The 14,868-nt window shown below is 64.4% G+C and carries 18 protein-coding genes; 5 read left to right on the top strand and 13 right to left on the bottom strand.

The features are described from left to right. The first annotated feature begins 76 nt into the window (after positions 1 to 76). The gene (locus NPS58_RS14945) at positions 77 to 1,000 is read left to right on the top strand and encodes a DNA-3-methyladenine glycosylase family protein (RefSeq protein WP_274116127.1); all 924 of its coding nucleotides are present in this window, start codon (positions 77 to 79) and stop codon (positions 998 to 1,000) included. On the opposite strand, the gene NPS58_RS14940 is transcribed toward NPS58_RS14945, so the two are convergent. The 3 genes from NPS58_RS14940 to NPS58_RS14930 form a co-directional block, all read right to left on the bottom strand. Then, positions 997 to 1,224: a DUF6555 family protein gene (locus NPS58_RS14940; protein WP_274116126.1), complete on the bottom strand. Its 228-nt coding sequence runs from the start codon at positions 1,222 to 1,224 to the stop codon at positions 997 to 999. The genes NPS58_RS14945 and NPS58_RS14940 overlap by 4 nt on opposite strands. A 92-nt stretch (positions 1,225 to 1,316) precedes the next feature. Further along, positions 1,317 to 1,877, bottom strand: coding sequence for an ATP-dependent Clp protease proteolytic subunit (locus tag NPS58_RS14935; protein ID WP_274116125.1), 561 nt, complete (start codon positions 1,875 to 1,877; stop codon positions 1,317 to 1,319). Between the two features lie 49 nt (positions 1,878 to 1,926). Then, a complete protein-coding gene (locus tag NPS58_RS14930; protein WP_274116124.1) occupies positions 1,927 to 2,118 on the bottom strand; it encodes a KGG domain-containing protein in 192 nt (63 codons plus the stop codon). Between the two features lie 305 nt (positions 2,119 to 2,423). On the opposite strand from NPS58_RS14930, the gene NPS58_RS14925 reads away from it, so the two are divergent. Next, on the top strand, positions 2,424 to 2,684 hold the full coding sequence (locus NPS58_RS14925) for a DUF1652 domain-containing protein (protein ID WP_274116123.1): 261 nt from the start codon (positions 2,424 to 2,426) through the stop codon (positions 2,682 to 2,684). A 22-nt stretch (positions 2,685 to 2,706) separates the two neighbouring features. Here the strand turns inward: NPS58_RS14925 and NPS58_RS14920 are convergent, their stop codons facing one another. After that, positions 2,707 to 3,321: a Yip1 family protein gene (locus NPS58_RS14920; protein WP_274116122.1), complete on the bottom strand. Its 615-nt coding sequence runs from the start codon at positions 3,319 to 3,321 to the stop codon at positions 2,707 to 2,709. Positions 3,322 to 3,467: 146 nt separating this feature from the next. On the opposite strand from NPS58_RS14920, the gene NPS58_RS14915 reads away from it, so the two are divergent. Continuing rightward, positions 3,468 to 3,635: a metallothionein gene (locus NPS58_RS14915; protein ID WP_274116121.1), complete on the top strand. Its 168-nt coding sequence runs from the start codon at positions 3,468 to 3,470 to the stop codon at positions 3,633 to 3,635. Between the two features lie 98 nt (positions 3,636 to 3,733). Here NPS58_RS14915 and NPS58_RS14910 read toward each other — a convergent pair whose 3' ends face one another. Together NPS58_RS14910 and NPS58_RS14905 are read right to left on the bottom strand one after the other, a co-directional pair. Then, complete coding sequence (locus NPS58_RS14910; protein ID WP_274116120.1) at positions 3,734 to 4,021, bottom strand: hypothetical protein; 288 nt, start codon at positions 4,019 to 4,021, stop codon at positions 3,734 to 3,736. A gap of 14 nt (positions 4,022 to 4,035) precedes the next feature. Then, positions 4,036 to 4,539, bottom strand: coding sequence for a DUF4142 domain-containing protein (locus tag NPS58_RS14905; protein WP_274116119.1), 504 nt, complete (start codon positions 4,537 to 4,539; stop codon positions 4,036 to 4,038). A gap of 189 nt (positions 4,540 to 4,728) precedes the next feature. Here NPS58_RS14905 and NPS58_RS14900 point away from each other — a divergent pair, with 189 nt between their 5' ends. Both NPS58_RS14900 and NPS58_RS14895 read left to right on the top strand, forming a co-directional pair. Beyond that, positions 4,729 to 5,637 (top strand): SDR family oxidoreductase, encoded by a 909-nt coding sequence (locus NPS58_RS14900; protein ID WP_274116118.1) that lies wholly within the window; start codon positions 4,729 to 4,731, stop codon positions 5,635 to 5,637. A gap of 70 nt (positions 5,638 to 5,707) precedes the next feature. After that, positions 5,708 to 6,574, top strand: a complete 867-nt coding sequence (locus NPS58_RS14895) for a Ku protein (protein WP_274116117.1) — start codon at positions 5,708 to 5,710, stop codon at positions 6,572 to 6,574. 103 nt (positions 6,575 to 6,677) lie between these two features. Here NPS58_RS14895 and NPS58_RS14890 read toward each other — a convergent pair whose 3' ends face one another. The 7 genes from NPS58_RS14890 to fusA form a co-directional block, all read right to left on the bottom strand. Continuing rightward, positions 6,678 to 7,358, bottom strand: a complete 681-nt coding sequence (locus NPS58_RS14890) for a glycosyltransferase (protein ID WP_274116116.1) — start codon at positions 7,356 to 7,358, stop codon at positions 6,678 to 6,680. Then, on the bottom strand, positions 7,355 to 7,954 hold the full coding sequence (locus tag NPS58_RS14885) for a class I SAM-dependent methyltransferase (RefSeq protein WP_274116115.1): 600 nt from the start codon (positions 7,952 to 7,954) through the stop codon (positions 7,355 to 7,357). The genes NPS58_RS14890 and NPS58_RS14885 overlap by 4 nt, the downstream gene beginning before the upstream one ends. Next, positions 7,951 to 8,703, bottom strand: coding sequence for a PIG-L deacetylase family protein (locus NPS58_RS14880; protein WP_274116114.1), 753 nt, complete (start codon positions 8,701 to 8,703; stop codon positions 7,951 to 7,953). The genes NPS58_RS14885 and NPS58_RS14880 overlap by 4 nt, the downstream gene beginning before the upstream one ends. Then, positions 8,700 to 9,740: an acyl-CoA dehydrogenase gene (locus NPS58_RS14875; RefSeq protein WP_274116113.1), complete on the bottom strand. Its 1,041-nt coding sequence runs from the start codon at positions 9,738 to 9,740 to the stop codon at positions 8,700 to 8,702. The genes NPS58_RS14880 and NPS58_RS14875 overlap by 4 nt, the downstream gene beginning before the upstream one ends. After that, on the bottom strand, positions 9,737 to 9,997 hold the full coding sequence (locus NPS58_RS14870) for a hypothetical protein (RefSeq protein WP_274116112.1): 261 nt from the start codon (positions 9,995 to 9,997) through the stop codon (positions 9,737 to 9,739). Before NPS58_RS14870 ends, NPS58_RS14875 begins: the two co-directional genes overlap by 4 nt. Next, a complete protein-coding gene (gene ligD / locus NPS58_RS14865; RefSeq protein WP_274116111.1) occupies positions 9,994 to 12,459 on the bottom strand; it encodes a DNA ligase D in 2,466 nt (821 codons plus the stop codon). The genes NPS58_RS14870 and ligD overlap by 4 nt, the downstream gene beginning before the upstream one ends. 129 nt (positions 12,460 to 12,588) lie before the next feature. Beyond that, positions 12,589 to 14,694, bottom strand: coding sequence for an elongation factor G (fusA, locus tag NPS58_RS14860; protein ID WP_274116110.1), 2,106 nt, complete (start codon positions 14,692 to 14,694; stop codon positions 12,589 to 12,591). Positions 14,695 to 14,868: the final 174 nt, after the last annotated feature.

The following is a 14,868-nucleotide window of genomic DNA, read 5'->3' as shown; positions in this document are numbered from 1 at the left end:
CGGAATAGACCTCGGCGCGTGCGGGAAATTTTTTGTAACATCACCTTCGCTATTCAATTCACGGCGGGCGCGTCCGATGACCCCGAGCACAGCTCTTCATGCCTACCGCAGCAGCGTGCGCGGCCAACCCAGATTGACGGTCTGGCTCAGCTACCGCGCGCCATACCATTGGCCGTCGATGCTGGGGTTTCTGGCAGTGCGTTCGATCTCCGGGGTGGAGGTCACGCAGGCGGGGGTCTATCGGCGTACGGTAAGGGTCGGTACCCGCCAGGGTATCGTCGAGTGCCGGCCGGCGAGAGGGCATCGTCTGGCGCTGAGCGTGTACGGGCTTGACCGACGTGCGTTGCCGGGCCTGATCGCCCGGGTGCGGCGGGTGTTCGACCTGGATGCCGACCCCGCCCTGATCGAACGGCAATTGGCCCGGGACCCGCTCATGGCCCGGCTGATTGCCGCGCGTCCGGGGTTGCGCGTACCGCGTGGCTGGGACGCGTTCGAGCAAGTCATGCGTACCGTGCTCGGCCAGCAGATCAGCGTGGCCGGAGCCATGACCCTGGCGGCACGCCTGGTGGCGCGCCACGGCCAGCTCTTGTTGGCCACCCACGCTGGCGAACCGCGTCTTACCCATGTGTTCCCGGCAGCGAAGGCCATTGCCCATGGCGACCTCACTGGCCTGGGCATGCCCGGTTCCCGGGCGGCGACCTTGTCGGGCATGGCCCTGGCGATGCTCGACGATCCCCACTTGTTGCGTGCCGATGCCGACCTGCAGGCCTGGGTGCAGCACCTGTGCCGGCTGCGTGGGATCGGGCCGTGGAGCGCACAGTACCTGGCCTTGCGTCAACTCGGCGCGGCCGATGCCTTTCCGCTCGGTGATGTAGCCCTCGCCAAGGCGGTACGCCTGCTGGAAAGCGCCGAAGTGCAACTGGCCGACCGCGCCCTGGCCTGGCGCCCCTGGCGGGCCTACGCGGCCCAGCATCTCTGGGCGTCGCTGGCAGGTGCTTAGCTGGTCTGGCGCCAGGTCACCGCGGTGATGCCATAGCGCTCGGCCAGTGGCTTGCTGACTTTCTTCACCTGTTCCCGACCATAACGGCCAATCCTGCCAACACCCGCGTCGCAACTGGCCCAATGCCAGGCTTCGGCGTTGTCCATTTTCTCTGCACGGATGATGAAAGACTTGGGAGTGCCATGCAGTTGGTAGTCGATCACGAAGAGTTTTGCGTCGTTCATGGTGCTTTGACGATCCTTTCAATGCAGTCGCTGGGAAAATCCTTCTACTGCAATGACTGAGTCTTGCCGTGGCGAAAAGATTCAATCGGATTTCAGTCTTCGCCGCTGATCGTCAGGTGCCGAGCGTCCTTGTCGAACACCACCTGCTCCAGGCGGTGGGCGATGCCACAGGCCAGGGAGTCATAGGCGGGAATGACTTTCTCTTCGGCCGACAGGCACTGGAAGATATCCAGCTTGCGTTCGGCCTGCAGGGTCTCCAGCTCGAAGATGCGCACGTAGCGTTCCAGGTCGTTGTTCAGGCTCGACAGGTACTCGCGCAGGCGCGAGTGGTCTACCGCGCTCTGGCTGAAGTGCCAGGTCATGGGGTGGATCAGAAAGCGCGAATGCGGCGCGGCAATCCTTACGCCGGCGGCCAGGTACATGATGATGCCCATCGATTCGATGTTGCCGGCGTTGACTGCCCAGACGGGTACCGGCAAGGACTTGAGAAAGCTGTAGATCGAAAATCCGAAATTGGTGCTGCCACCGGTGGTCGACAGGTACAGCAACAGCTGGCTGGCACCCTCGTCGATGGCTTGCAGACAGCGGTCACGAAAACGCTCGGTGGTACGCTGGTCGATCTGGCAATGAAAATGAATCACCTGCTGACTCATCGGCGCGCCTCAAGACCGACGCACCAGAGGTGCGCCGGTCGCTCGTCTATCAGCTACGGCCGCCGCCACTTGGCTTGCGGTCTGTCTTGTTGCCCATTCCGGGCTTGTCGCCCATATCCGGTTTACGGGTCTGGCCCCCTGCGGTACCACCGGAGGCCTGGCCGCCTTTTTTGCCGGCGTCGGAGGCTTTCTGGCGATCGTTGGCGAAGTTCCCGGGGTTGGAAGTATCTTTGTTAGCCATGATGTGCTTCCTCACTGTGCTATGGAAGTGCAAGGCTGATGCCTCACACTCGTTGGGCGACAGCACGACTGACAAAGTTTGAAATTTATCCGCTCCCAGATGACGAACGGTTGGCCCCGGCCACTCATCGCCAGCCCAAGCTTTTGCGTTGAACTTCGTTGAGGTTACCGGCTTCTTTTCAGATAGACCTCATGTGATTGCCGGGGTACATGAGGCAAGCGGCAAAGCATCATCAATATCAATTGGCGTTGGCAAACCTGGCGGTGGTAACTGAGAAGTCGGGCTTTCCGACACGAGGATCGACCATGTCACTGATTGGCGTTTCCACCCTTGAACTGCGCCAGCTGATCGAGCAGGCGTTTTTGCCCGAGTGCTGTGAAGTCACCTGTACCGATGGCCTCTGGCTGACGATACGACTGGGGCAGGGCGACGACCTGATCGTCACCGAAACACGCCTCGACAGCCTGACCACCTGCCACGACCTGGCGACCCTGGTGGCCCAGGTGCGCGAGGAACAGCGTCTGGGGCGCAGTCACGCCGGCCTCAAGCCCAGGGCCACCGCCTGAGCCCGAGGCGCGTGCGCCCGGTTCAGCCCAGGGCTGCCGGGCGCATGTACTCCGGCTCCAGCACGTCGAACCAGAACAGGATCATCGACACCAGGATGGTCACCAGCACCAGCAATCCCACCGCCCATACGCTGGTCGAATACAGCAGGCCTTGTTCCTTGCGCAGACGCAAGAAGGTCGGCAGGCCGATGAACAACAGGAAGGTGGCATAGGCCGAGGCGGCCAACAGCGCGACCAGCGCCAGCCAGCGGCCCGGGTACAGCCCGGCGATACCTGCGAGGAAATACGGCGTGGCGCCATAGGCGGCAAAGCCGATGCACTGGTCAAGGCTTGGCCGCGTGTCGAAGGTACGTGACATCCAGCGAATGAATCCGCCCATGATCACCACGCCGAGCAGCATGGTCAGGTACAGCAGCACACCCAATTGCGCCGCGCTGGCCACGCTCAGGCGTACCCGCTCGGTACCGGCCAGGCTCCAGCCGAAACTGGTGGTGCCGATGAACAGGCAGAGCGCGGGAATCAGGGCGAACAGCAACAGGTGGGGCAGGTAGTGGCGGGGGTGCAGTTCTTCTTCGTGACGGATCTCGATCCAGGCATCGTTCGGATGCGTGAACAGCTTGAGCAGGTGGGTAGTCATGGTGACCTCCAGGCTGAGCAGAATGCGGAAATACCGCTCCCTGTTCTATTGAGGTCGCCGGGGCGGCGGGGTTTCATCTTTTTTGAACCATCGCACCGGGCGTTAAGTCGCAAGCAGTGACGACCACAACCTCAGGAGTCCATGACATGAACGAGCAAACCTGTGCATGCCCCGGTTGCAACTGCAAGGTGGGCGACAACGCGGTGATGCGCGAGGGCAAGGCGTATTGCTGCCAGGCCTGCGCCGATCATCATCCGTCTGGTAAACCGTGCACGGCCAGTGGCTGTGGGTGTGCCAGCAAGGCCGCAGACTAGCTGTAGGAGCGGGCTTGCCCCGCGAGGGGCCAGTCCGGCCTCCACCATCGGGATCGCCTGAACCACGGCCGCTTTGCGGCCGATCGCGGCAAGCCCGCTCACTGCAGTTCCAACTGCAACTGCAGCCCACCATCATCGCAACGCCTGTGGTAGTGCACGATGCCTCGATAGGTCCGGCCCTCCCAGGTAAACGCAACACTGTGGGAGCGCTCGAGCTTGTCCGGTATCGGTGCGCGCACCTGCATCTGCAAGCCAGGCAAGCCATTGAGGTTCAGCGGCGCCAGTTGCACCTCGCATTGCGCACTGTGGGCCACCGGGCCAAACAAGGTGTCCTGAACAAAGTCGATCTGCAGGCAGGTCGCACAGGCGGTATTTGCCATTCTCATGCCTGGGTCCTCCTTCACTCAGTGGCGCGGTACTCGTTTTCCAGTTTCTTGGCTTCTTGCAGGTGATGCTGCAAGGTCGGCAAGGCATTGGTCGCAAAGTTGCGCAGGTCTTCCGGCGCCGAGGTCGACTGACGCTGTTCATCAAACAGGCGGATGGCCTGTTCGTGGGCATCGACCTGATGACTGGCATAGGCCGCATCGAACGAGGCGCCATCCTGCACCTGTAGCATCATTTTACGAGCCTTGTCGGCCAGGGCGGCATCGTTTGGCGCCGGAAGGTCATGCTTTTTTGCCAGTTCAAGCAATTGCTGGTTGGCCTGGGTGTGGTCCTTGACCATCAGGCGGGCAAAGGCCTTGATGTCCGCCGAGTCGGATTTTTCCAAAGCCAGTTGGCTGGTCTGGATCTCGGCCATGCCGGCACTCATGGCTTCGTCGATGAAGGTGTTGTCGCCCGCCTGTGCCTGCAAGGCCAGCAGGGCGCACAGGCCGAAGACAAGACGGGAAGGTAGGCGATTCATGGCGTAACTCCTGTGAAAGCGGTGATCCACTGTTCTATTTACGAGACGCCATCACGCGCGGAGTTCCGCTTGTTTACCGCCCGGACCGCTGGTCGGCGTTGTGGCGCTTCGGTTCAAACCTTGGGCTTGCCAACCCTTCCAACAAGGTAGGGCGCCGTAACGGCGCTGCATTTCTCTAGGGAGGCGACCATGTCCAGCGACAAACCGCGCAACCAGTACCAGATGCAAAACCCCCTGACCCAGTACCCGCACCCGCCGTTCCCGGCCCAGTCCCAGCCAGCACCAGGATTGGACTTGCACATGCGCCCCAAGCCCGACCATGGCGAAACCACCTATCAAGGCTTTGGCCGCCTGCAGGGCCGCAAGGCGCTGATCACCGGCGCCGACTCGGGGATTGGTCGCGCCGTGGCCATTGCCTTTGCCCGGGAAGGGGCCGACATCGTGCTCAACTACCTGCCCATCGAGCAGCCCGATGCCCGCGAGGTGATCAAGCTGATCGAGGCCGAGGGGCGCCGCGCCATTGCTTTGCCGGGCGACCTGAAGAGCGAGGCCTTTTGCCGCGAGCTGATCGACCAGGCCCACGAGCAGCTGGGTGGGCTCGACATCCTGGTCAATGTCGCCGGCAAGCAGGTGGCGCGCAAACAGGTGGGGCAGATCAGCAGCGAACAGTTCGACGCCACGATGAAAACCAACATCTACGCGATGTTCTGGCTATGCCAGGCGGCCGTGCCGTTGATGCCGGCAGGCGCGACCATCATCAACACCGCATCCATCCAGTCCTACGACCCGTCGGCAACCTTGCTCGACTACGCCACCACCAAGGCGGCGATCGTGGCCTTTACCAAGGCCCTGGCCAAGCAGGTGATCGAACGCGGTATCCGGGTCAACGCGGTGGCGCCCGGCCCGATCTGGACCGTGCTGCAGCCGAGCGGCGGGCAGCCGGATGAAAAAATCCCCGACTTCGGCGGCCACACGCCCATGAAGCGTCCCGGCCAACCCGCCGAGTGCGCCCCGGTGTATGTGCTGCTGGCATGCCAGGAGTCGAGCTACATCACCGGGGAAGTGTTCGGCGTTACCGGCGGCAACCCGACACCATGAGTCGCCCGGATCAAACCTTCGGCACCGGCAGCAGTCGCATGCAATAAGCGTCCTTCAAAGGAGTTCGATCATGGCCAGAGCCATCTGGAAAGGTGCCATCAGCTTCGGCCTGGTGCACATCCCGGTCTCGCTCAACTCGGCGGTCAAAAGCGACCGGGTCGATTTTGACTGGCTGGATGGACGCAGCATGGAGCCGGTGGGCTACAAGCGGGTGAACAAGGTCACGGGCAAGGAGATCAGCCGTGAACATATCGTCAAGGGCGTGCAGTACGAGAAGGGCCGCTACGTGGTGATCAGCGAGGAGGAAATCCACAAGGCTCGCCCAGAGGCGACCCAGACCATCGATATCTTCTCCTTCGTCGACAGCACCGAAATCCCCCTGCAGCAGTTCGAGACGCCTTACTACCTGAGCCCCGACAAACGTGGCGGCAAGGTCTATGCCTTGCTGCGCGAAGCGCTGCAGAGTACCGGCAAGGTGGCGCTGGCCAAGGTCGTGCTGCACACCCAGCAACACCTGGCGCTGCTGCGCCCGCTGCAAGACGCGCTGGTGATGATCACCCTGCGCTGGCCCGAGGAGGTGCGCAGCCTGCAGGCGTTGGAGCTGGACAAAAGTGTGCGTCAGGCCAGCCTCGACAAACGCGAACTGGAGATGGCCAAGCGGCTGATCGAGGACATGAGCGGGAAGTGGGCCCCCGATGAGTACCGCAACGACTTCAAGGACACGATCATGGACCTGGTCGAGGAGAAAGCCAGCCAGGGCAAGATCAGCACGGTCGAGCCGCTCGAAGGCGAAGGCGAGCAGAAGAGCGCCGATATCATCGACCTCACCGAACTGCTCAAGCGCAGCCTGGGTGGGCTCAAGGCTCCGGCGAAAAAGGCCGCCGCCGCAGAGAAAAAAGCACCCGACCCACCCCCCAAGACCCGCAAGAAAGCCTGACCCTCAGGTGCAGTGCGTTTCGTGAGGCGCAGCCAGCCAAGGCTGCCGTTTCGAACTGTCTTGCGCCCTGTATCGCGCAAGGTCAGGGCCTGGATCGATTACCTCAAGGCCTATCTTCCAGACCCGGCGCGGGCTCGCCCAGGCGCTTGAGAAAGTCGCCGAAGCCGCCGCTCACCCGGCAATCGCCGCGGCTGCTGGTGGACACGCTGTTGAGTGCCGTCCAGACGATGTGTGCGCCGCTGGCATGCAGCGCACTGACCAGTTGCACATCTTCGTGCACGGCCAGGGGCTGGAAGCCGCCCACCCGCTCATACGCCTTGGCGCAGACGCCAAGGTTGGCCCCATGGATGTGCCGATGGCCTTCCCGGGCCTGGTAGTGCGCCAGGTAGCGTGCGCGCAGGGCGGCGTGCTGGTCGGCCTGCCAACGTGCCACATGCACGGTGCCGCACACCGCATCGGCGGCGAAATCCAGCTGGCATACCAGCCAGCCCACCGGCACGCAGCTGTCGGCATCGGTGAATGCCAGCCAGCGCGCACCGCGCGCAAGCATCAGGGCCGCACCCGCGCGCCGGGCATAGCCGACATTGCGCGCACTGACCTTGAGCACTTCAACCTGATGCGCGCGTGCCACGGCTTCGCTGGCATCGCTGCAGTCATCGAGGACCACCACGATCTGTACCGACTCACCCAGCGCGCCGACCTGTCGACGGGCGCGCAGCAGGGCGCGCAGGCAGGGCCCGAGCAAGTGCTGTTCGTTATGGGCTGGCACGATCACGGCGATCACAGGCAGGTTTCCTCCAGGTCGATGGCGCTCGGCTGCAGGCTCCAGTACTCCAGCAGGAAGTCGGCCTCTTCATGGCGCACGCAGCGGTACAACGCCAGGCGCGTGGCCAGCAGTTCATGGACCTGACGGCCAGTCTGCGGGCAGCCTTCGATGGGGTGCAGCCAGTGGCAGGCCACCAGGGCGCCGTCGGGGCTCAGGCAGGCGAGGGCGTGCTCCAGTACCTCCAACCACTGGACCGGGGCCAGGTAGTAGCCGATTTCGCTGAGTACGATCAGGTCGAACTCACCCCCCGGCCAGTCGCCGGGCAGGTGGCCCTGATCGACCCGGGCGTGGGCCCAGGGTTGCAGGCGCTGGCGGGCAAGGGCTACGGCCTGGGCGTCGAGGTCCTGGCAATGCAGCTGCTGGCACCGTTCGGCCAGCGCCGCGCTGAGTTCGCCGTTGGCACAGGCCGGTTCGAACACCCGCCGGTAGCACTGGCGCGGCAGGCTGGCGACCAGCAGGTCGCGCTTGCGCTTTTCGTACCAGCGGGTACGAAAGGCCCAGGGGTCGTCGTTGTCGGCGAACAATTTTTGGAAGTACTCGGCCGGCACGCTCATGTGAACACCAGTTCGAAAGGTTGCAGCAAGCGCGCCAAGGTGGTCGGCACCAGCACGGCGGGGGTGTCGCCGTCGGCCTGCAGTTGGCTGGTGTGGGCGGCGATGGCCTGTTGCTTGAGCACCCGTACGCCGGGGTCGAGGAACAACTTGTGGGCGCGCTGCCAGGGCAGGCGCGGGTCGTTGGGACGGGCCCAGTGCCAGGCCCAGATCGGCACCTCCAGCAACTGCGCGCCGACGGTTTCACAGGCCCGGGCGCAGGCGCGGCCCACGGCGTCGTGGTCGCTGTGGCCATCCAGGCGCCAGGTGGTCAATACCCGGTCATGGGGGCGCAGCAGCCCGACCAGGTGTTCGGCCAGCCAGCGCTCGTGCTGGGCCACGGTCGTGTCGGCGAGGCCCAGGCGCAGCCAGTGCAGCTGGGAAAGGTCCAGGCCGAGGCGCCGCAACGCCGCCGCACTTTCACGGGGACGTTGCTCGCGCAGGCGCTCCTGGCTCCAATGCACCGACTGGGGATGGCTGGCCTCGCCATCGCTGACCGACACCAGCAACAACGCTTGCTCGCGCCCGCGCATGGCGGCCAGCAGGCCGGTGCAACCGAGAATTTCATCGTCCGGATGGGGCGCCACGACCACCAGGCGACAGCCGGGTGGCAACAGTTGCTCCAGTTTGATGGCCGGCACCGCCTGCAACTGGGGCGAGGCTTGCCACTGGGCCAGCGGGGTGCCGGGGTCTTGTGCGTGGAAGGTGGTCATAGCGACCACTCCGGTGCCGGCTGGCTCGCGAGCTGTTTGCCTAACTCGGCCAGATCGCGTTCTGCGTGGCTTTGGCGCAGGAACACCGGCAGGTCGGCGCCGAGCCTGGCGAAATGCGCGTCGCGACAATAGGGTGTGGCGCCCAGGGCACGGCCGACATGGGCCAGCACGGCGCTGGCGGTTTCTTCCACCTGGGCGCGCAGGCGCCGCACCGGAACCTCGGCCCCGGCCCCCGGGTGACCGTCGATCCACTGGGCGGTTTCGCGCAGCGTCGACGCCGCCCCGGCCAGCAGCGCATCCACTGTGCCCAGGTGGGCCAGGGCGTGGGGCTCCGGGTGGCTCGTGCAGTGTTCGTGCAGGTAACTTGCCAGGGCCGCGGCGGCGCCATACCAGCAGGCGGCAATGCCGCCGCCGCCATGCCAGAAGCCAGGGCGGTTCAGGTATTGCCCGCTGTCGCCCACCTGCAGGCCTGCGCACAACTCGAAGGCCACCTCGACACTGGCGGTGCTGCCCATGCCGACCGCTTGCCAGCCCGTGCCGAGAATGCGCAGGCCGGGGTCGTCCAGCTTGACCGCGACCAGTTGCGGGCGCTGCTGTTCGTCCCAGGCGGTGAGCAGGGCACGGTCGATCTGCAAGGCACCGGAGCACCAGGCCTTGCGCCCTTGCAGGCGTACCTCGCGGCCATGGCGAGCGACGATCTGCACCCGCGCATCCGGCGGCTCGGCCGCCCACACGCCCCAGGTACCACGGGTGTCGAGGTCGGTGGCCGCGCATTCGGCGATGATCGCCAGCGCATCGGTATGGCCCTCGTAGAGCTTGGCCAGGGCAAGGTCGGCGGCAGCCACCTGGGCCAGTACCCGCCAGCGTTGCAGGGTGCGGCCATGGCCGGGCAGCGGCAGCTGGTCCAGGCCGTTGGCACGGCACTGGGCCAGGCAGGTCTGCAGCTCTCGGTCGGTGTGGGTGTCCAGGGGCCGGGTTCTGACCTTCTCCAGCCATGGTGCCAGGGCAATGGTCAGGTCGTTTGGTGCAAGGTTCATGAGCGTTGCTCCTGGGCCGGGGTGGTTTTCTTGAGCCCGCGCACGTTCATGGCGCACAGGCAGATCTGCAGCACAATCAGCGCCCAGGCCTGGGTATGCCAGCCCCAGATCGTCCAGAGCGCGTTACTGGCAAGAAAGCAGGCAAAGCCGATGCGCCGGCGCCCGGGCTGGCGCGAGCCGATCCACCAGGCGGCCAGCACAGTGGCAAGCATGGCGGGCCATTGCAGCCAGTCGATCAGCTCCAGGTCGCGCATCATTCCAGCCCCAGGCGTCGGCGCATGTCCTTGGTAATCGATTGGCGGACCTTGGCGTAGCCGGCCCAGGGATCATCGCCCTCGGCCAGGCGCTCGCCGAGGGTGTGCAGGGTCCACTGGTTGGCGCCCTTGAGTTCGCACAGTTCTTCGCGGCGGATCGGTACCGACACCGGCAACCCTTCGCGTGCCCGCAGGGAGTAGGCGCACACGGTGGTGGCGCCCTTGCCGTTGCGCAGGTAGTCGATGAAGATCCGCCCGACGCGGTTTTTGGGCCCCGATACCGCCGACAGGCGTTCGGGAAACAGCCCGGCCAGGTGCTTGACGATGGTATGGCTGAACGCCTTGACCTCGTCCCAGCCGGCGCGGCGGGTCAGCGGCACCACGATGTGCATGCCCTTGCCGCCACTGGTTTTCAGGAAGCACTGCAGGCCCAGTTCGTCGAGCAGGGTCAAGGTCAGTTGTGTGGCTTCGAGCATGGCCTTCCAGGGCAGGGCGGGATCGGGGTCAAGGTCGAGCACCAGGCGGTCGGGTTTGTCGAAGTCCTGGGCGGTGGCGTTCCAGGTGTGCAGCTCCAGGGTGTTCATCTGCACCGCGCCGAGCAGCGTCCGGGCCTGGTCGATGATCATCAGCGTCTGGCCGGCCTCGACCTTGTCGTGGCTTTCAACGCCCGGAATGTTCAGCTGGGCGGCATTTTTCTGGAAGAACAGCTCACCGGCCAGGCCGTCGGGAGCACGCACCAGCGCCACCGGCCGACGCTTGAGGTGCGGCAGGATCCACGGCGCGACATGGGCGTAGTACTCGGCGATGTCGCGCTTGGTGGCACCGGTGCTGGCATCGACGATGCGCTCGGGATGGGTCAGGTGCAGGGATGAGGTGGTCGCCGGCTTTTTCACGGGCTGCTCCAGGCTGATGGCGCGGGCGGGCTTGTCATCGCGCAGGCCGTGGAACACCGAATGGCGCACGATGCCGTCGCGGGTCATCTGGGCATACGAGACTTCGGCCAGCAGCTGGGGCTCGAGCCAGTGCACGCCGCGAAACTCGGCCCCGGCGGGCGGCTGGGCCAGCGGTGCTTTTTTTACCTGCAACGGGACGAGGCGCTGGTGGATGCGCCTGAGGCCTGCGCTGTCAAAGCCGGTGCCCACTTTGCCGGCGTAGCGCAGCTCGCCGCTGTCGGGGTCGTGCAGGCCCAGCAGCAACGCACCGAAGGCTTCGCGGCTGCCCTTGGGGTCGGTGAAGCCGATCACTACGAACTCCTGGCGTTGCTTGCACTTGAGCTTGATCCAGTCGCTGCTGCGCCGGCCCACATAGGTGCTGCCAACGCGCTTGCCGATCAGGCCTTCAAGCTGCAGGCGGCAGGCGCTGTCGAGCAGGGCCTGGGGTGTCTGGTCGAAATCGGCGCACAAGCGCAGGTGGGTATCGTCCGTACCCTCCAGCACCTTGGCCAGCGCGGCACGGCGTTGCTCCAGCGGGCATTGGCGCAGGTCCATGCCGTTGAGGTAGGGTGCATCGAACAGGTAATAGACGATGGACTCGTCGTTGGCGCTGTCGAAGGCATTCTGCAGGGCCTGGAAATCCGCGACACCTTCGCTGTCGTTGACCACCATTTCACCATCGAGCCAGGCCGATTCGAGCTTCAGGGCCTTGAGGGCGGCCGCCTGGAGGGCCAGCTTGCCAGTCCAGTCGTGGCCATTGCGGGTGAACAGTTGCACCTGCCCCTGGTCGATGCGGGCGAGGATGCGATAGCCGTCGAGTTTCACCTCGTAGCGCCAGTCACCCTCCGGGGGGGACTCCACCAGGGTGGCCAGTTGCGGCTTGAGGCTGTCGGGGAGGGCGGCCTTGTGGGCACCTTCAAGGCCGGCGCCTGGCTTTTTTGCCGGGGGCTTGCCCGGTCCTGGGCGCTTTTCGGTGACCAGGGTGCGGTCGCTCAGGACGCTGTCGGGCTCGGCTTCGAGCACATCGTATTCGGCCTCGGCACGTGCCTGGGCATCGGCGGACTTGACCAGCAGCCACTGCTCCTTCTTACCGGCCAGATGGGTGCGAAACAGATTCCACACCCCGGAGAGTTTCTCGCCCTGCAGGCGAAAACGCAGCTTGCCCTTGGCGTAGTCCTTGTGCGGGTCGCCCTCGGGGAGCCAAACGCCACGATCCCAGACAATCACATCGCCAGCGCCATAGTGACCTTCGGGGATATGGCCTTCGAAACTGGCGTAGTCCAGGGGATGGTCTTCGACATGAACGGCCAGGCGCCGCACCTTGGGATCCAGCGACGGCCCCTTGGGGATGGCCCAGCTTTTGAGGGTGCCGTCGAGCTCCAGGCGAAAGTCGTAGTGAAGGTGGCTGGCGTCGTGTTTCTGGATGCAGTATTGCAGGGCGTGGGGGGATTCGCGGGGCAAGCCCGCGCCTGCTGGCTCGGGGGTGGCGTCGAAATTGCGCTTGTGCGCGTACTCCTGCAACGGCTTGGCCATGGCGATGTCCTGGGGCTTTTCGGTTGCTTGTAAGCATTGGGAAAGGCCGCAGGTTTGGGAGTTCAATCGAGTTTATGGGTGGTGAGCCCGAGGGAGCCGGCTCCCTCGGTTGTTGTGCAAGAAAGCCGCTCAGCCCTGTTTCTTGATGATCGCGTCGGCAATGCTGGCCGGGGCCTCGGCGTACTTGGTGAACTCCATGGTGTAGCTGGCGCGGCCCTGGGTCATCGAGCGCATCTGGGTGGAGTAGCCGAACATCTCGCCTAGCGGTACTTCGGCCCGTACTACCTTGCCCGCCGGCGTTTCGCCGCCTTCCTGGATGATCCCGCGACGCCGGCTCAGGTCACCCATGATGTCGCCCTGGTATTCCTCGGGCGTCACCACTTCGACTTTCATCACCGGCTCCAGCAGCACCGCGCCGCCTTTGTCCTTGAGCTGCTTGGTGGCCATCGAGGCGGCGACCTTGAAGGCCATTTCGTTGGAGTCGACGTCGTGGTAGGAGCCGTCGAACACGGTCGCCTTCAGGCCAATCAGCGGGTAGCCGGCCAGCACGCCGTTCTGCATTTGTTCTTCGATGCCTTTCTGGATCGCCGGAATGTACTCGCGCGGTACCACGCCACCGACCACTTCGTTGACGAACTCCAGGCCTTCCTTGCCTTCTTCGCCCGGCGCGAAGCGGATCCAGCAGTGCCCGTACTGGCCGCGTCCGCCGGACTGGCGCACGAACTTGCCTTCGATCTCGCAGGTGTTGCGGATTTTTTCGCGGTAGGCCACCTGCGGCTTGCCGATATTGGCCTCGACCCCGAACTCGCGGCGCATACGGTCGACGATGATGTCCAGGTGCAACTCGCCCATGCCGGAGATGATCGTCTGCGCGGTTTCTTCGTCGGTGCGTACGCGAAACGAGGGGTCTTCCTGGGCCAGCTTGCTCAGGGCGATGCCCATTTTTTCCTGGTCGGCCTTGGTCTTGGGTTCTACCGCTACCGAGATCACCGGGTCCGGGAAGTCCATGCGCTCGAGGATGATCGGCTTGTTGATATCGCACAGGGTGTCGCCGGTGGTGACATCCTTCATGCCGATCAGCGCGGCAATGTCGCCGGCGCATACCGCCTTGATCTCGGCTCGCTGGTTGGCGTGCATCTGCACCATGCGCCCGACCCGTTCCTTCTTGCCCTTGACCGAGTTGAGCACCGCGTCGCCCGAGCTGAGCACGCCGGAGTACACCCGGGCGAAGGTGAGGGTACCGACGAAGGGGTCGGTGGCAATCTTGAAGGCCAGGGCCGAGAACGGTTCGCTGTCGTCGGCATGGCGCTCGAGGTGCTTGTCTTCGTGGTCTGGATCGGTGCCGTGGATGGCCGGGATTTCCGAGGGCGCCGGCAGGTAGTCGATCACCGCATCGAGCATCAGTGGCACGCCCTTGTTCTTGAACGAGGAGCCGCAGATGGCCGGGACAATTTCGTTGGCCAGGGTGCGCTGGCGCAGGCCGGCCTTGATTTGCTCGTTGCTCAGCTCCTGGCCGTTCAGGTACAGCTCCATGAACTCGTCATTGGCCTCGGCGGCGGCCTCGATCATGTGTGCCCGCCATTCATCGGCCAGGGCCTGCATGTCGGCAGGAATATCCTCTTCGCGATAGCTGGTGCCCTGGTCGTCTTCGTTCCAGTAGATGGCCTTCATCTTCACCAGGTCGATCTGGCCGACGAAGTGCTCCTCGGCACCGATCGACAGTTGGATGGGCACCGGGTGGTGACCCAGGCGCTGGTCGATCTGCTTGACCACCTTCAGAAAATCCGCGCCCTGGCGGTCCATCTTGTTGACGTAGGCCATGCGTGGCACGTGGTACTTGTTGGCCTGGCGCCAGACCGTTTCCGATTGCGGCTCCACCCCATCGGCGCCACTGAACACCACCACCGCGCCATCGAGCACTCGCAGCGAGCGCTCCACCTCGATGGTGAAGTCGACGTGGCCGGGGGTGTCGATGATATTGAAGCGGTACTTGTCGGCGAACTGCTTGGTCGAGCCCTGCCAAAAGGCCGTGGTGGCCGCCGAGGTGATGGTGATGCCGCGCTCCTGCTCCTGGGCCATCCAGTCCATGGTCGCGGCGCCGTCGTGCACCTCGCCCATCTTGTGGTTGACCCCGGTATAGAAAAGGATGCGTTCGGTGGTGGTGGTCTTGCCGGCGTCAACATGGGCGACGATGCCGATGTTGCGGTACAGCTCGATGGGGGTGGTGCGCGCCATGATGGGTCACCTGCGCAGAATGCGGAGAAAGAGGGTAATCCCAAGGTAGCAGAAGTGGGCCGGCTTGCACGGCGGTGCAATGGTTGAACCGGGATCATCCATGCTGTGAGCAACCATCGGTTGTAAAGCGCCCGCTGCCTGACGCTTAATCGTTCTATTCGATTGCCAAGGAGT

The sequence above is a fragment of the Pseudomonas putida genome, from assembly GCF_028682455.1.
Lineage (GTDB): Bacteria > Pseudomonadota > Gammaproteobacteria > Pseudomonadales > Pseudomonadaceae > Aquipseudomonas > Aquipseudomonas putida_AA.
This window is presented reverse-complemented; position numbering and strand designations above follow the sequence as displayed.

What these genes read in the sequence shown, in the direction of transcription:
- NPS58_RS14945 (WP_274116127.1), top strand. Translation starts at nt 77, where the DNA reads ATGACCCCGAGCACAGCTCTTCATGCCTACCGCAGCAGCGTGCGCGGC.
- NPS58_RS14940 (WP_274116126.1), bottom strand. Translation starts at nt 1,224, where the DNA reads ATGAACGACGCAAAACTCTTCGTGATCGACTACCAACTGCATGGCACT.
- NPS58_RS14935 (WP_274116125.1), bottom strand. Translation starts at nt 1,877, where the DNA reads ATGAGTCAGCAGGTGATTCATTTTCATTGCCAGATCGACCAGCGTACC.
- NPS58_RS14930 (WP_274116124.1), bottom strand. Translation starts at nt 2,118, where the DNA reads ATGGCTAACAAAGATACTTCCAACCCCGGGAACTTCGCCAACGATCGC.
- NPS58_RS14925 (WP_274116123.1), top strand. Translation starts at nt 2,424, where the DNA reads ATGTCACTGATTGGCGTTTCCACCCTTGAACTGCGCCAGCTGATCGAG.
- NPS58_RS14920 (WP_274116122.1), bottom strand. Translation starts at nt 3,321, where the DNA reads ATGACTACCCACCTGCTCAAGCTGTTCACGCATCCGAACGATGCCTGG.
- NPS58_RS14915 (WP_274116121.1), top strand. Translation starts at nt 3,468, where the DNA reads ATGAACGAGCAAACCTGTGCATGCCCCGGTTGCAACTGCAAGGTGGGC.
- NPS58_RS14910 (WP_274116120.1), bottom strand. Translation starts at nt 4,021, where the DNA reads ATGAGAATGGCAAATACCGCCTGTGCGACCTGCCTGCAGATCGACTTT.
- NPS58_RS14905 (WP_274116119.1), bottom strand. Translation starts at nt 4,539, where the DNA reads ATGAATCGCCTACCTTCCCGTCTTGTCTTCGGCCTGTGCGCCCTGCTG.
- NPS58_RS14900 (WP_274116118.1), top strand. Translation starts at nt 4,729, where the DNA reads ATGTCCAGCGACAAACCGCGCAACCAGTACCAGATGCAAAACCCCCTG.
- NPS58_RS14895 (WP_274116117.1), top strand. Translation starts at nt 5,708, where the DNA reads ATGGCCAGAGCCATCTGGAAAGGTGCCATCAGCTTCGGCCTGGTGCAC.
- NPS58_RS14885 (WP_274116115.1), bottom strand. Translation starts at nt 7,954, where the DNA reads ATGAGCGTGCCGGCCGAGTACTTCCAAAAATTGTTCGCCGACAACGAC.
- NPS58_RS14880 (WP_274116114.1), bottom strand. Translation starts at nt 8,703, where the DNA reads ATGACCACCTTCCACGCACAAGACCCCGGCACCCCGCTGGCCCAGTGG.
- NPS58_RS14875 (WP_274116113.1), bottom strand. Translation starts at nt 9,740, where the DNA reads ATGAACCTTGCACCAAACGACCTGACCATTGCCCTGGCACCATGGCTG.
- NPS58_RS14870 (WP_274116112.1), bottom strand. Translation starts at nt 9,997, where the DNA reads ATGATGCGCGACCTGGAGCTGATCGACTGGCTGCAATGGCCCGCCATG.
- ligD (WP_274116111.1), bottom strand. Translation starts at nt 12,459, where the DNA reads ATGGCCAAGCCGTTGCAGGAGTACGCGCACAAGCGCAATTTCGACGCC.
- fusA (WP_274116110.1), bottom strand. Translation starts at nt 14,694, where the DNA reads ATGGCGCGCACCACCCCCATCGAGCTGTACCGCAACATCGGCATCGTC.